The sequence below is a fragment of the Treponema sp. C6A8 genome (assembly GCF_000619925.1).
Taxonomy (GTDB): Bacteria; Spirochaetota; Spirochaetia; order Treponematales; family Treponemataceae; genus Treponema_D.
Genome location: NZ_KK211042.1, coordinates 140,162 through 154,774, shown reverse-complemented (window position 1 = coordinate 154,774; position 14,613 = coordinate 140,162). Strand labels below are relative to the sequence as shown.

The window sequence follows — 14,613 nt, the reverse complement described above, 5'->3', positions numbered from 1 at the left end:
CTGGAGGTATGGAAATGAAAAAGAATCTGACAAAAATCACCCTTACAGGAGCAGTAGCGCTGCTTTCATGTGTGGCATTCGGTTGTAAAGGAAAATCGGCCGAAAGTGTGGGATGGAAAAAGGGGACTCCTTCAGCAACTATTATTAAAGAGGCAGCTGAGGCAGGAAAAGTGGGCAACTGGGGCTTGGGAAATGAATATGAAATCCTCGCTCTGCTTGCAAAATATAATCTTCCTACAAATTATCTGAGTCAGGCATTTGATATGGATGGTTTTGATGATAATACAATCGCGCTTGCTTCTGCCATGACCTATAACGAACTTGGACTTGTTCAGAACAGCTATGACGGCGGTTACAAATACGGAGATTCAGTCGGAACAATCGATATGAACGACGAAGGTGTTGCAATGATGGAAGACAACATCTTTACAACAAAAAGATTTGCAAGTGAAAACCCAAATACTGTAAAGGCTTTCCTTGCTGCAAGTTTGAAAGGATGGGCTGCTGCCTGCGCAAATCCTGAAGAAGCTGCAGAAATCTGCTACAAGTATGGTTCTTCTGTTTCGGCAGATCACCAGCTTCACATGGCAAAAGAAGTTAAAAAGCTTTGCGAAACAAATACTAAGGGTGTAAAAGTAAGTGATTACGGTGCCTTTGATATGGAAGCAATGCAGCAGACTCTGGATATAGCAAAAAAATATGTAAAGCTTAGCGATGGAGCTGCCGCAGAAAAGTTTGCTTCATTCACTCTTGCAGACATCATGGATGACAGCTTTATTAAGGCAGCAAATGCAGGTGATTTTGGAAAACCTGAAAAGAGCAGTGTAAAAATTCAGCTTAAGTGGCTTCCACAGGCACAGTTTATGGGTTACTACGTTGCCCTTGATAAAGGTTACTACAAGGACCTTGGTCTTGATGTAACTATCATTCCTGGCGGCGGTGATATTGCAGAAACAACAGCTGTTTACACAGGTCAGGTTGATTTTGGTGTAACCTGGCTGACAAACCTTGCAGTTGCAGATGCCGGCGGAATGGATTTGCTTGAAGTTGCTCAGGTTTATCAGAAATCAGGCCTGGTACTTGTTTACAAGTATAAAGATTAAATAAAAAAAATAAAAAAGGAGCCGGAGACCGTCTGCAATGAGGTTGACGGTCTCCATTGGGAAGTGCTTTATGGATTTGATTATAAAAAACGGAACTATTGTAACTTCAAAGGAAATGTTCAAGGCAGATATCGGCGTTTCCGGCGGAAAAATAGTTGCGATTGCTTCTGACTTAAAAGATGATAAGGCAAAAGTTGTAGATGTATCGGGAAAGCTTGTTCTTCCAGGAGCAATTGACGCTCACACCCATCTTGCAATGCCTTTTGGCGGAACTGTCTCTGCCGACGGTTATGAGTCTGGAACAAGAGCCGCTGCCTGCGGTGGCGTAACAACAGTCTTTGATTATCCTATGCAGCGTAAGGGGCACGGCATCATAGAAACTGTAGATGCAAAGCGCAAGGTTGCAGAAAAAGAAGCCTGCTGTGATTTTGCCTTCCACTGCTGTATTACCGATTTGAATGACGGCGCAATTCTTGATGAGTTTAAGGATGCTGTTGATTATGGTGTTTCAAGCTTTAAGTGCTTCTTTGTCTATAAAAAAGAAGGAATGATGGTTGACGATGCAACCTTTGTAAAAATCCTTCTTAAGGCAAAGGAAGTCGGGGCAATCACCAATCTTCATGCAGAAAACCCGGACATGATTGATTTGCGTGTAGCCCAGTATCTGAAAGAAGGAAAAACGGATGCCTGGTATCACTACATGAGCCGCCCTGAATTTGTTGCTGCCGAAGCAGACAAGCGCGCAGTTCACTGGGCTCAGAATGCTGATGCCCCGCTTTATATTGTTCACATGTCAGATAAGGAAGGACTTGAGGCTGCCGTTAAGGCAAAAATGGAAGGTGCAAAAATCTTTATAGAAACCTGCCCTCAGTATCTTGAGTTTACCTGCGACGTTTATAAGCGCCCTGACGGACGTAACTTTGTCTGCTCGCCACCAATGAAGGGCGAAGAAAGCCGCGAAGCTTTGTGGCAGGCAATCAGAAACGGTGCAATCGATACTGTTGCAACTGATCACTGCCCTTTCCAGCAGAGTGAAAAGGACTGGGGTTTAAACGATTTTACAAAGATTCCGAACGGATGTGCCGGAGTAGAAAACCTTTATCCTTATATGCTTGGCGCTGCCACAGAGGGAAAGATTTCCTATTCACGCGCGGTTGAACTTTGCGCCGAAAATCCTGCAAAGATTTTCGGATGTACACAGAAAGGTTCACTTGCAATCGGAAAGGACGCAGACATCGTTGTTTATGATCCAAAAAAGGATTTTACAATCAGCGTAAAGAACATGCATTCCGATTACGACCACACAATCTGGGAAGGAATAAAGGTTCACGGTTATCCGGTTCAGACTTATGTACGCGGTTCTCTTGTTTATGACAATGGAGAATACGTTGGAAAGCCTGGAGAAGGAAAATTCGTAAAGTGCGCAGCAGTTAAATTCTAATGCGGAAAAAAACTACAACATAGGAGAATGACAGTATGGATTTTCAATATGCTTCACAGATTATAAAGGAATCAGCTTCATCATGCCTTCTTTGCAGCGGCAAAAACTGTACTGCAGCCTGTAAAAAAGGAGTGGATGCAGCAAAAATCCTGTATTCACTTCGTTTTGAAAATGCCTGCGGTGCCTATTCTCAGGCAAAGAAAAACACATCCTGTCTGGACTGTACTGCAAAAGAATGTGAAGAAGCCTGCTTAAAGGGAAAAATTACACATGCTGTTCCAGTACAGAAGACAGTGTCAGCCCTGCTTTCACTTTCTGAAGATTCGGAGGAATTGAAAGATGGGGTAGTAAGCTTTCCTGACGATGAAGTTTATCTTGATACCCTTTTCTGCGGCATACGTTGTGAAAATCCATTCTTTCTTTCTTCGTCAGTCGTAGCAAGCAATTACGAAATGATTGCAAAAGCCTTTGACGAAGGCTGGGCAGGAGTTGCCTTTAAGACAATCGGTGCTTTTGTTCCTGAAGAAGTTTCGCCCCGCTTTGCAACTCTCCGCAAGGAAGATGACGGTTTTGTCGGATTTAAGAACATTGAGCAGATAAGCGACCATACGCTTGAAGAAAACCTTGGTTTTATCAGAAGTCTCAAAAGTGAATATCCAACAAAAGTCATAATTGCAAGCATTATGGGACGAAATGAAAGGGAATGGGAAAGCCTTGCCCGTCAGGTTCAGATGGCTGGAGCAGATATCATTGAATGTAATTTTTCATGCCCTCACATGGCTACTCATGGTCTTGGCAGTGATGTAGGACAGAATCCGGAACTTGTTTCTGCCTATGTAAAGGCTGTAAAAAGAGGTTCAACACTGCCTGTACTTGCCAAGATGACGCCAAATGTCGGCAATATGGAAATTCCTGCAATTGCGGCAGTAAATGCCGGTGCAGACGGACTTGCGGCAATCAACACAATCAAGTCAATTGTCAACGTAGACCTTGATACTTTTGTGTCTCAGCCTCAGGTTGGAAACTACACCAGTGTCGGGGGATATTCTGGAAAGGCTGTAAAGCCTATTGCGCTCAGGTTCATTAATGATATGAAAAAGTGCATAGAAACAATGGCGGTTCCAATCAGCGGAATGGGCGGAATTGAGACCTGGCGTGATGCGGCCGAGTTTATGACTTTAGGCTGTGGAACAATTCAGGTTACAACATCCGTAATGCAGTACGGCTATGGAATCATTCACGACATGATAGACGGCATGAAGCGCTATCTTGCTAAGTACGGCTATAATTCGGTTCAGCAGATTGTAGGGCAGGCTCTGCCAAAGATTGTCTCTACAGATTTTCTGGACAGACGTACAAAGCAGTTTCCTAAGTTTCTTCGCGAAAAATGCGTCGGCTGCGGAAGGTGCATAACTTCATGCTATGACGGCGGACATCAGGCGCTTGATTTAGGAAAGAACGGTAAGCCTGTTCTGAATAAAAACTGCGTCGGTTGTCAGCTCTGTCTTCTGGTCTGCCCTGCAAAAGCAATTGTGCCGGGTGTCAGAACTTCAGTTTCAAATAATAAAGATAGTATTAATAGATAAATAAGGGGGAAAATATGTACACATGCGATATTAAAAGAATGGAAGACAAAATCAAGACTTTTTCAAAGTTCGGTGATACCGGACACGGCGGAATTACACGTTTTTCACTTTCGCCGGAAGCAATTCAGGCCCGTAACGAAATTAAAGCCCGCATGACAAAACTGGGACTTGATTTTAAGACTGATGATATGGGTGACATTTACTGCACTCTGCCGGGAACTGACCCAAATGCCGGCGTAATTATGAGCGGAAGCCACTGTGACTCTGTCCGCCAGGGCGGTAACTATGACGGAATTCTTGGTGTAATGACTGCAATGGAAGCAATTGAAACAATCGTTACTCAGAAGATTCCTCATAAACATCCGATTCAGCTTGTTGTATGGACAAACGAAGAAGGAGCCCGCTTTGAACCTGCCATGATGTGTTCCGGCGTAGTAACAGGAAAGTTTGACAAGGCTGCTATGCTTGCTTCTGAAGCAAAGGATATTCCGGGCTACACATTCGGCCAGGCACTTAAAGAGTCTGGCTTTGAAGGAAGCGAAGCAAACCGAATAGACCCTAAAAAAACAACAGGCCTTATTGAACTTCATATTGAACAGGGACCGGTTCTTGAAGACGGTAAATATGATATTGGTGTAGTTGAAGGAGTTTGCGGAATGATTAACTACGAGTTCACCTTCCGCGGACAGGCTGACCATGCCGGAACTTTCCCTATGCCATACAGAAAGGATGCCTTGTATGCCGCAGCTCAGGCTCTTATGTATCTTCATACAGAGTTTGACAAGCTTGATAAAAAACTTGTTTATACAACAGGAAAAATCAGCTGTCATCCTAACATTCATACAATCATTCCTGATGAAATCAAGTTCACTCTTGATGCCCGCCATCAGGATCCAAAAGTTATTGAACAGTGTCTTGATATCATCAAGAAAATGCCGAAAGAATGGGCCCGCTGTACAATGACTTATGAAGAAGCATGGAGCCGTAAGACAGTTCAGTATTATCCTGAGTTTATTGATGATGTTGAAAAGTCTGCAAAGGAACTTGGCTATTCTTCTCTCAGAATGTATTCAGGACCAGGACACGATGCTCAGTATCTTTGCGACATCGTTCCAACAACAATGATTTTTGTTCCTAGCGAAGGCGGACACTCTCATTGTGAACTTGAGTATACTCCGGTAGAAAACTGCTGGAAGGGAGCAAATGTGCTTTTGAATACAATTCTTGAAATTGATAAAAAGTAAAAAAAAACTGAGCGGGAAATTAGTACCTCCTACACTCAGTTTTTTGGGCGGCAGATTTCTGTTTTAGTAAGCGTTCAGAAGTCTGCTGCCTTTTTTATTCAGAAAGCAGATTTTTTATATGAAGCGCCGTCTGAATCTGATACATGTTCTCGGAATCCTGTAAATCGAGCCCCAGAATTTCAGATATCCTGTGAATGCGGTAATTAATTGTATTGCGGTGGGCCGCATTTTCTTCTGCAGTTTTCTGAATCCTTCCGCCAAAATCAGCGTAAAGCTTCAAAGTTTCCAGATAATCATCCCGTTTTGCTTTTCCAAGCGAATCAAGCTTTCCTAAAACTTCATTGTAAAAATTCTGCAGGATTGCCTTGTCTTTTACTTCTGCAAAAATCTTATAAACGCCAAGAGAATTATAGTCGCAGATTCCCTTTGTTTTATTGAAGAAATTAAGGGCAAAATCCGCATGCTCGAATTCAGCCCCAAGCCCCTTGTAAGAGCTGCATACGGCAGAAACTGCAATCCGGGAATTAGAAAAATATTTGTCTTTTTTAGAAACCCTAAGCATAAGGGAGGCTGTTTCCCTGCCGTCACAATGAAGGATATAAACTGCTTTCCCGTTATAAATAAACCAGCAGAAATCAATAGGACTCAGACCGATTTTTGTATTGAAGGAAAAATCAATGTAATGTTCAATCTGGTCAGAATCATTTTCAAAAAGATTATCAGGAATATCCATTAATATAATAGAAAAGACCTGAGTATTTGCAAAAGGAGTATTCTCAAGGCAGCTTGCGTCAAAGCTTTTGGGACGGAAGATGGCATCGTAAAAACTCTGCTCAAGAGTCTTATGCTTTTGATTATCGTTTACGATTTTATTACAGACTTCCTGCATCAAATCAATTGTGTGGATTTCCCAGGGCATTGTAAAAAGTGGAAACTGCAGCCTGTCGCAGAGGGCGATAATAGCAGCCGGAATTGTTTCTATATACTTTCCGACGTTTACAATCAGGCCTGAAGCATTGCGGCTTGAAAGTTCTGAAATCGTTCTGTAAAGAAATTCCGTTATGTATTCATTAGATTTGTCATCTGTATTCTGAGAGTGGCGGAAAACGTTCAGTCCCGTTGTAATTGCAAGTTCGCTTCCCCTGATAAATTCAATGGTGTCAGGGTCTTCTGTGTAGCACATCCAGCTTACATATTTATTAAGCCCTTCTTTTCCAGCTATGAGCTTAAGCCTGAACATATTGACCGTATAATTGTAAATGTATTGAGCACTGAGCGCCATGATTTTTTCCTGCCCACGATTTTAGCTTATTATTAAATTTTTTTCATCTTAATGATAATATCAGATTGTGATTACCATTGATTTTTCCAAACGCGGCGATGCCGGCCTCTGTGATTTTCTTTCCTCTTCTATCCGCAGTCAGATTTCTGCCGGCCTTCTTAAAGCCGATGAAAAGCTTCCCTCAAAACGCGCTCTTGCCTCTCATCTTGGCGTCAGCGTCATTACCGTTCAGAATGCCTACGAGCAGCTTATCGACGAGGGCTATATATATTCGATTGAAAAAAAAGGATTTTTCGTAACTGAAATCGCACCTGACGGTGCGCCGGGGGATTACGTCGCCACCGCGCCCTCAAATGCCGGCATAAAGCTTGCGACGCCGCCCGCCCGCGCCGGCAAAAAATTCTTCTTCGACTTCCGCTCTAACACACCAAACCTGGAGCGCTTCCCCTTTTCCCAGTGGGCCCACGTTATGAGGCGGGTTCTCAAAAGCGGTGATGAAAAGCTTTTGCAGCGCCAGGATGTTAACGGCGTTTACGAACTTCGGGCCGCCATTGCCCGTCACTTAAGCGGCTTTAGAAATATGAGCATCCAGCCCGAGCAGATTGTAATTGGTGCGGGAACAGAATCCCTTTATTCAATGCTGGTTCAGTTTTTCGGGCGGAATAAAATCTACGGTGTGGAAAATCCCGGTTACCACAAGGTTGCCTCGGTTTTTCAGCTCAACGGGGCAGATGTAAAACCGGTTCTCATCGACTCTCAGGGGCTTGATACTTCGCTTTTAAATCAAAAGCAAATCGACATAATCCATCTTTCTCCGGCCCATCACTTTCCGACCGGCCGAGTAATGCCAATCCGCCGCCGCCTTGAACTTTTACAGTGGGCGTCTGAGGCTCCCGACCGCTTTATAATAGAAGATGATTACGACAGCGAGTTCCGTTTTAACGGGAAGCCTCTTCCGACACTTTTTAGCGGAGACAGCAGCGGTAAGGTTATTTACGTTAATACCTTTTCCAAAACGATTTCGCCTTCCTTCCGAATAAGCTATATGGTTCTTCCTGCCGGCATTGCGTCTGATTTTCAGAAAAAGCTGGGCTTTTATTCCTGTCCGGTTTCTGCCTTTGAGCAGTACACCCTTGCAGATTTTATCAATGACGGCTTTTACGCCAACCACCTTATCAGAATGAAAAACTATTACCGCAATCTGCGTAACACTTTTATTTACGCTCTTTCTCATTCTGCCTTTAAGGATTTGATTGAGATTGCAGAAGAGGAAGCGGGACTGCACTTTCTGCTGAGCTTTAAGAGTTGGGACGGGGCTGGCGACCGGGATTTGAAGGCTGCCTTTGCAAAAGAAGGACTGAATCTGCCGCTTTTGAGGGAGTTTTATTACGAAGATGCCGGGGAGGGGGCAGCGGCGATGGAAGAAGGTACTTCCACTTCCCAGACCTTTGTAATCAATTATTCTGCCCTGGAAAAAGAAAAAATCCCGGCGATTGTTCAGCGCATGGAAAAAGCGTTACAATAAAGCCATGAAAGCCAGTACGGAATATAAAAAGGCCCACAAGGCAGACTTTGGGCACGAAAGAATAGAAGTTTTATACGAAGATGAATGGATTGCGGTAATTTTTAAACCCAGCGGAATGCTTTCAGTTCCATATCCGGGAAGCAAGGCAAAAACGGCTCTTGCAGTTCTTGAACAGATTATGAGAAAGAAGGGGACCTGGGCAAAAAATCACAGACCCTTTACAGTTCACCGCCTTGACCGCGACACTTCGGGCGTAATGATGTTTGCCCTTTCTGAGGCGGCGCAGAAAAAAATCATGGACAGCTGGCATAAGATGGTAACAGAGCGTCTTTACCGGGCAGTTGCAGAAAATCCGACAGGAAGAAACGCGCCAAAGCCTTTGCCGGACAGCGGACTTATTGATGACGAGCTTGCCTATAATGCATATAACGTGGGCTTTGTCCCAAAACCGGGAGACAAGCCGAGTTTTTCAAAACTGACAAAGCAGGCGGTAAAAAATCACTACAACAAGAGCCGGGACCAGCAGTCGATTTATGAAAGAAATCTAACTGTACGTGGCGGAAAGGCAGAGTTTAAAACGATTACTGCCCGCACTCACTATAAGGTAATTTTAAGAGGAAAAACTCATACTCTTTTTGAACTGAGCCTTGATACAGGCCGCAAAAATCAGATACGAGCTCATCTTGCAAGTAAAGGCTATCCCCTTGCCGGAGATGAAAATTACAGGGCAAAGACGAACCCATTCGGACGGCTGGCCCTTCATGCCCGCACGCTGGAATTCGATCATCCATTTACGCACGAGCATCTGAAATTTGAGGTGGCAGAACCGGAAGAGTGGGAAAGATTTTTAGCCACAGATGGGACACAGATGAACGCAGATGGACTGAAAGCCGGGAAGGGGAAACTACACACGGATGCACTGAAACTTGGAAAGTAAAAAAATGCGTAGCTGGGGTTCGTGATTTGCGAAGCTTTTTTCGCGATGCGGGGCACACAACGCGGAAGAAAGCCTACAGAGCAAGCGAAGCTTGCGGCGAGCGAAAAGCTGGCGGAGCAAATTACGGTTCCATGCGGAAGCATTTTTTTATTCTTCAATAAAATCTTCACTTAAACTGTAAGCGAGCATAAACTGGGCTGCATAATAAAGCACATGGCAGAGGTTATTCACAACCTGATCAGCAGCAAATGGCAGGTCGCAGATGTCTCCCAGGGTAAACTGAAGCACAAAATCAGAAGCAAGGAAGATAAGACAGGCTGCAGGAACAATGCGGGCGCGTTTATTTGGCAAAAGAATTGCATCAAGAGATTTAATGGCAGCACCTGCAAGGAAGAAGGTGTAAATTGCAATCGGCAGGAAGAGGGTTTTCAGGTTGAAGAAAGGTGAAAGCTGGTCTCCCGCAAGAAATACAATTGACATTACGACAGTCAGGGCAAAATTCTTAAAAGAAAATGGCTTGAATTCCTGGAATGCAATGATATAGAAAAGCTGTACTACAAGGAAAATTGAAATTCCTGCAGGGATGTGAAGGTTGATTGCAATGTCTGCAACTACGGCAAGGGAAAGTCCGCAGAGCATTTTGATTCCGTAGCGGGTGAAGGCAATGCTTTTATTCTGGTTGTTAAAAAAGCAGTAGAAGGCGTAAAATACAAAAAACTCGCTTGTAATGCCCTTTGCAATTACTTCGGGAAGCGGGAGCCCCAGAAAATAAAATACGCGGAAAGCAATAAAAGAAATTACAGCACCAATGCAAATTAGAATATTCAAAATGTACCTCCTGTCTAAACCCGCCGGTCAGACCTGGCGGTGTTCTATCTTTTAGATACTGAAATTCTATCACCTAAATCGTAAAAAGTGGTAGAAAATTCTTTGTTTTCCCGCAGGAATTTTATAAACTTTCGGATTTTCCTCATCATTTTGATTGTGCTGTAGTTATGTGTCAGGCTCAAATCTTCTACCATGCCGTGAAAGGAAAGGTTATCTGTGATGATAACTCCGTCCGGTGCCAGGGAGTCTTTAAATCTCTCAAAGTGATTAATGTACTGGGCTTTAGGGCCGTCAATGAAAATCAGGTCGTATACTTCGCCCTGCGGGGGTGTCCAGGTTCCGGCATCACCAAGGTAACAGTTGATGCGGTCAGAAAGTCCGTTATCAGCAATATTTTTTACCGCTGCCTGATAGCGTTCCAAATCCATTTCAATAGTAGAAACAAAAACTTCTTCTCCGGCTCGGGCAAAATTAATGGAAGAAAAACCGATTGCCGTGCCAATTTCCAGCACACGTTTTACATTATGTTCTTTTATATAGTCGCAGATAAAGCTGATTCCTTCGTCCTTCATGATTGGAACGGAGTGCATGTCTGCAAAGTCTTTGATTTCATTGATTTGCTGCATGAGGGTATTTTAACGTGTTTATGAAGGTTATTCTATTATCATCATTTTAACATGACAAAGTTGACACTTTTTGTCGAAATGATTATCATTTTACTAATTTCAAAAATCATTCTAGTGTGATAAAATATTTTATCTTTTTTTATAGAGGTGAATGATGGCTCGGACTCGAGTTGTGGTAACTGGCATTGGATGTGTTTCTTCTTGTGGAAACAACGTTACTGATACCTGGAATAAAGTAAAAAACGGCGAAAGCGGAATTGATAAAATCACTCTTTTTGATGCTTCTAATCATCTTGTTCAGATTGCTGGCGAAGTAAAAGATTTTTCTCTTGAAAATTATGGCGTAGACAAAAAGCTTGCAAGAAAAATGTCACGTTTTTCTAAGTTCCTTCTGGGAGCAAGTATCGAAGCCGGCAATCAGGCTGGCTTTAATGCCCAGACTCTTGAAGGCGTAAAGGCTGGAATTGTAACTGGTGTTGGAATCGGTCTTTCTGATGATTTGGAAAATGCCTACAAAAAATATTATGACCCCGCTGCCGGTGTAACACGTATCCCGCCGCTTACAGCTCCTCTTGTTTTGAATAATGAGGCTGCCGCTCAGGTTGCAATGCACTTTCAGATTCACGGTCCTTCTTACACAGTTTCTACTGCCTGTGCTTCCGGAACAGATGCTCTTGGCGTTGGTCTTGATTTGATTCGTGCAGGTCGTCTTGATGTCTGCTTTGCTGGTGGTGTTGATGCCAATGTAACCGGTTTTAATATCGGCTGCTACCAGGCTCTTTCTGCTTTGACTACAAAATTCAATGATAATCCAAAGGCTGCCAGCCGTCCTTTTGATAAAGACAGAAGCGGCTTTGTTATGGCTGAAGGTTCGGCTGTTCTTGTTCTTGAAGAGTATGAGCACGCAAAAGCCCGCGGTGCAAAAATCCTTGCAGAACTTGCAGGCTACGGCTGTTCAAGCGACGCATATCATATTACAGCGCCTTGTCCTGATGGGGCAGGCGGTGTCAGGGCAATGAAGCTTGCCTTTGAAGATGCGGGTATGAAACCTGAAGAAGTTCAGTATTACAACGCTCACGGAACTTCTACTGCCGCAAACGATACTGCAGAAACTGCCATGGTAAAGACTGTTTTCGGTGATTATGCAAAAAAACTGCATATCAGTTCTACAAAGAGTGAAACCGGTCACATGGTTGGTGGCGCTGGTGCAATAGAAGCAATCATGTGTATTAAGGCTATGGAAGAAAACTTTATTCCTCCTACTGCAAATCTTGATAACCCTGATCTGGAACACGGCTGTGACCTGGACTACACTCCAAAAAGCGGCGTAAAGTGCGAAGTAAAGGCTGCGGCCAGCTGTTCATTAGGTTTTGGCGGTCATAACGGATGTGTAATTTTTAAGAGGTGCTAGGTGTTAGGTTATAGGTGCTAGGTAAGCAGGTGTTGCGGGCGGCGTTTGAGCCCGCAGAGGGGGTAGCGAAAAACGCCGAAGGCGGTTGAAGCGAGGGGGAGACTTCCCCCACCTTCCTAGAACCTGGAACCTGACACCTAAAACCTGGAATCTATGGAAAGAATATTTTACTGATATAGGAGATAAAGATGGTAATTAAACCGATGGTTCGTTCGAACATGTGTCTTAACGCTCACCCGATTGGATGTGCAAAGGAAGTTGAAAATCAGATTGAGTTTGTAAAGGCTCAGAAAGCAAAACGCGGAACAAAGTCTTTGAAAGAGGGCGGAAATGGTCCTAAATTTGTTCTTGTTTTGGGCTGTTCTACAGGTTATGGACTTGCCAGCCGCATTTCTGCAGCATTCGAATATGGCGCTGACACAATCGGTGTTTCTTTTGAAAAAGCCGGAACAGAAACTAAGGGCGGAACTCCTGGCTGGTACAACAACCTGGCATTTGACCGCGCAGCAAAGAAAGAAGGTTTGTTTACAGAAACTTTCTCTGCAGATGCTTTCAGTCACGAAACTCGCAAAATGATTATTGAAGAAGCAAAAAAAGCAGGAAAGAAATTTGACCTTGTAGTTTATTCTCTTGCTTCTCCTGTTCGCTCTGACCCTGATAAAATTGATCCAAACAGCGAAACTGGTGCTCACATTCTTTATAAATCAGTTATCAAACCAATTGGAAAAACATACGCAGGAAACGGAATCGACATTCTTACAAACACTTTGAAGGAATCTGCTGCTGAACCTGCTAACGAAGAAGAAATCGCCAACACTGTAAAGGTAATGGGTGGTGAAGACTGGCAGCTTTGGATTGACCAGCTTGCCGCTGCAGGCGTTTTGGCTGATGGCTGCCGCACTGTTGCTTACTCTTATATCGGACCTGAATTGAGCCACGCAATCTACCGCGACGGTACAATCGGTCAGGCTAAAAAGCACCTTGAAGCTACTGCTCACACTTTGAACGAAAAATTGAGCAAGGAACTTGGCGGTGCCGCTTACGTTTCTGTAAACAAGGGACTTGTAACACGTTCTTCTGCCGTTATCCCTATTATTTCCCTCTACCTTTCAATCCTCTTTAAGGTTATGAAAGCTAAGGGAACTCACGAAGGCTGTATTGAACAGATGGAGCGTCTTTTTGCTGAACGCCTTTATACCGGCGAAAACAGCGCTGCAGGAAAAGTTCCTGTTGATGAAGAAAACCGCATCCGCGTTGACGACCTTGAAATGCAGCCTGACGTTCAGGCCGAGGTTGATAAGCTGATGGCAAAGGTAAACAACGACAACATTGCCGAAATCTGTGACCTTGACGGCTACAAACACGACTTCTACGCCACAAACGGCTTTGACGTAGCCGGTGTAGACTATACGGCAGATGTAGCAAGAATGGATGTAATTGACTAAGAAAACTGACAATATGTAAGAAAGAAAATGCGTAGCATGGGTTCGTGATTTGCGCAGGTTTTTGCACGATGCGGGATATACAACGCGTAAATTTGCCTACAGAGCAAGCGTAGCTTGCGGCGAGTGCAAAGCAGCGGAGCAAATTACGGTTCCATGCGGGAGCATTTTCTTTTTTTTTATTTGAAAACTGTTCCTGTTTCTTGTTGTTACATTTTCCTAAAATTATTATAATGATAAAAATTCTTACGGAGTGTAACCATGCTAACTGGTCGTCATTTAATCCAGCCTGATGATTTAACTGTATCAGAAATCGATGAAATTTGTTCTTTAGCAGAACAGATTATTGTTGACCCTAAATCATTTCAAGATGTGTGTCGCGGGAAAATTCTTGCGACACTTTTTTTTGAGCCTAGCACTAGAACCAGGCTTTCCTTTGAGGCGGCTATGCTGCGACTGGGCGGTTCGGTAGAGGGATTTTCCGATGCCGACAACACTTCTTCGGTAAAGGGCGAAACTCTTGCTGACACAATCCGCGTAGTTTCTTCTTATGTAGACGTAATTGCAATGCGTTCTCCAAAAGAAGGTGCGGCCCTGCTTGCAAGCAAGTATTCCCCTGTCCCAATCATCAATGCAGGTGACGGAGGCCACTATCATCCTACCCAGACACTTACCGACCTGGTAACAATCCGTCAGCTTACCGGCGGCCTTGAAAATCATACAATCGGCTTCTGCGGCGACCTCAAGTTTGGTCGTACAGTTCACTCCCTTGCAGAGGCAATGCGTCATTATAAAGGTAACAAGTTTATCTTCATCAGTCCTAAGGAGCTTACAGTTCCTGACTATCTGATTAAAAACATTCTTGAACCTGCAGGCGTAAAATACGAAATTGTAGAAAGCCTTGATGCTGTTATGGATCAGCTTGATATTCTTTACATGACCCGCGTTCAGAAGGAGCGCTTCTTCAACGAACAGGATTACATCCGCCTTAAGGACAGCTACATTCTGGACACAGAGCGCATGAAGCTTGCCCGCAAAAATATGATTATCCTTCATCCTCTTCCACGCGTAAACGAAATTACACCGGAAGTTGATAATGATCCTCGCGCCGCTTACTTTAAGCAGGTTAAATACGGAATGTATGCGCGAATGGCACTTATTGCAAAATTGACTGGTACGCTTTAAGGC

Annotated in this window: 12 protein-coding genes; 9 read left to right on the top strand and 3 right to left on the bottom strand. The window is 43.8% G+C overall.

Features of this window, described 5'->3' with window-relative positions; translation table 11 throughout:
• The first annotated feature begins 14 nt into the window (after positions 1–14).
• From T530_RS0112630 to T530_RS0112615, 4 genes are all read left to right on the top strand, one after another.
• Positions 15–1,103: an ABC transporter substrate-binding protein gene (locus T530_RS0112630; RefSeq protein WP_197018285.1), complete on the top strand. Its 1,089-nt coding sequence runs from the start codon at positions 15–17 to the stop codon at positions 1,101–1,103.
• 70 nt (positions 1,104–1,173) lie between these two features.
• Positions 1,174–2,544, top strand: a complete 1,371-nt coding sequence (gene hydA / locus T530_RS0112625; RefSeq protein ID WP_027729325.1) for a dihydropyrimidinase — start codon at positions 1,174–1,176, stop codon at positions 2,542–2,544.
• Between the two features lie 35 nt (positions 2,545–2,579).
• The gene (gene preA / locus T530_RS14410; RefSeq protein WP_051537988.1) at positions 2,580–4,130 is read left to right on the top strand and encodes an NAD-dependent dihydropyrimidine dehydrogenase subunit PreA; all 1,551 of its coding nucleotides are present in this window, start codon (positions 2,580–2,582) and stop codon (positions 4,128–4,130) included.
• Positions 4,131–4,144: 14 nt separating this feature from the next.
• Entirely contained in the window at positions 4,145–5,374 is a 1,230-nt protein-coding gene (locus tag T530_RS0112615) for a Zn-dependent hydrolase (protein WP_027729324.1), read from the top strand.
• Between the two features lie 94 nt (positions 5,375–5,468).
• On the opposite strand, the gene T530_RS0112610 is transcribed toward T530_RS0112615, so the two are convergent.
• The gene (locus T530_RS0112610; protein WP_038074726.1) at positions 5,469–6,614 is read right to left on the bottom strand and encodes a PucR family transcriptional regulator; all 1,146 of its coding nucleotides are present in this window, start codon (positions 6,612–6,614) and stop codon (positions 5,469–5,471) included.
• Between the two features lie 109 nt (positions 6,615–6,723).
• Here T530_RS0112610 and T530_RS0112605 point away from each other — a divergent pair, with 109 nt between their 5' ends.
• Entirely contained in the window at positions 6,724–8,181 is a 1,458-nt protein-coding gene (locus T530_RS0112605; RefSeq protein ID WP_027729322.1) for a PLP-dependent aminotransferase family protein, read from the top strand.
• Between the two features lie 4 nt (positions 8,182–8,185).
• A complete protein-coding gene (locus tag T530_RS14405; protein ID WP_081773745.1) occupies positions 8,186–9,118 on the top strand; it encodes an RluA family pseudouridine synthase in 933 nt (310 codons plus the stop codon).
• Positions 9,119–9,265: 147 nt separating this feature from the next.
• Here T530_RS14405 and T530_RS0112595 read toward each other — a convergent pair whose 3' ends face one another.
• A complete protein-coding gene (locus T530_RS0112595; RefSeq protein WP_027729321.1) occupies positions 9,266–9,946 on the bottom strand; it encodes a lysoplasmalogenase family protein in 681 nt (226 codons plus the stop codon).
• A gap of 44 nt (positions 9,947–9,990) precedes the next feature.
• The gene (locus T530_RS0112590) at positions 9,991–10,572 is read right to left on the bottom strand and encodes an O-methyltransferase (protein WP_027729320.1); all 582 of its coding nucleotides are present in this window, start codon (positions 10,570–10,572) and stop codon (positions 9,991–9,993) included.
• A 154-nt stretch (positions 10,573–10,726) separates the two neighbouring features.
• Here T530_RS0112590 and fabF point away from each other — a divergent pair, with 154 nt between their 5' ends.
• The 3 genes from fabF to pyrB all read left to right on the top strand — a co-directional run bounded on the left by fabF (position 10,727) and on the right by pyrB (position 14,610).
• Positions 10,727–11,983, top strand: a complete 1,257-nt coding sequence (gene fabF, locus T530_RS0112585; protein ID WP_027729319.1) for a beta-ketoacyl-ACP synthase II — start codon at positions 10,727–10,729, stop codon at positions 11,981–11,983.
• A gap of 188 nt (positions 11,984–12,171) precedes the next feature.
• Positions 12,172–13,428 carry an enoyl-ACP reductase FabV gene (gene fabV, locus T530_RS0112580; protein WP_027729318.1) on the top strand — a complete coding sequence of 419 codons (1,257 nt, stop codon included), beginning with the start codon at positions 12,172–12,174 and terminating at the stop codon, positions 13,426–13,428.
• A gap of 258 nt (positions 13,429–13,686) precedes the next feature.
• Positions 13,687–14,610: an aspartate carbamoyltransferase gene (gene pyrB, locus T530_RS0112575; protein WP_027729317.1), complete on the top strand. Its 924-nt coding sequence runs from the start codon at positions 13,687–13,689 to the stop codon at positions 14,608–14,610.
• Positions 14,611–14,613 lie beyond the last annotated feature (3 nt).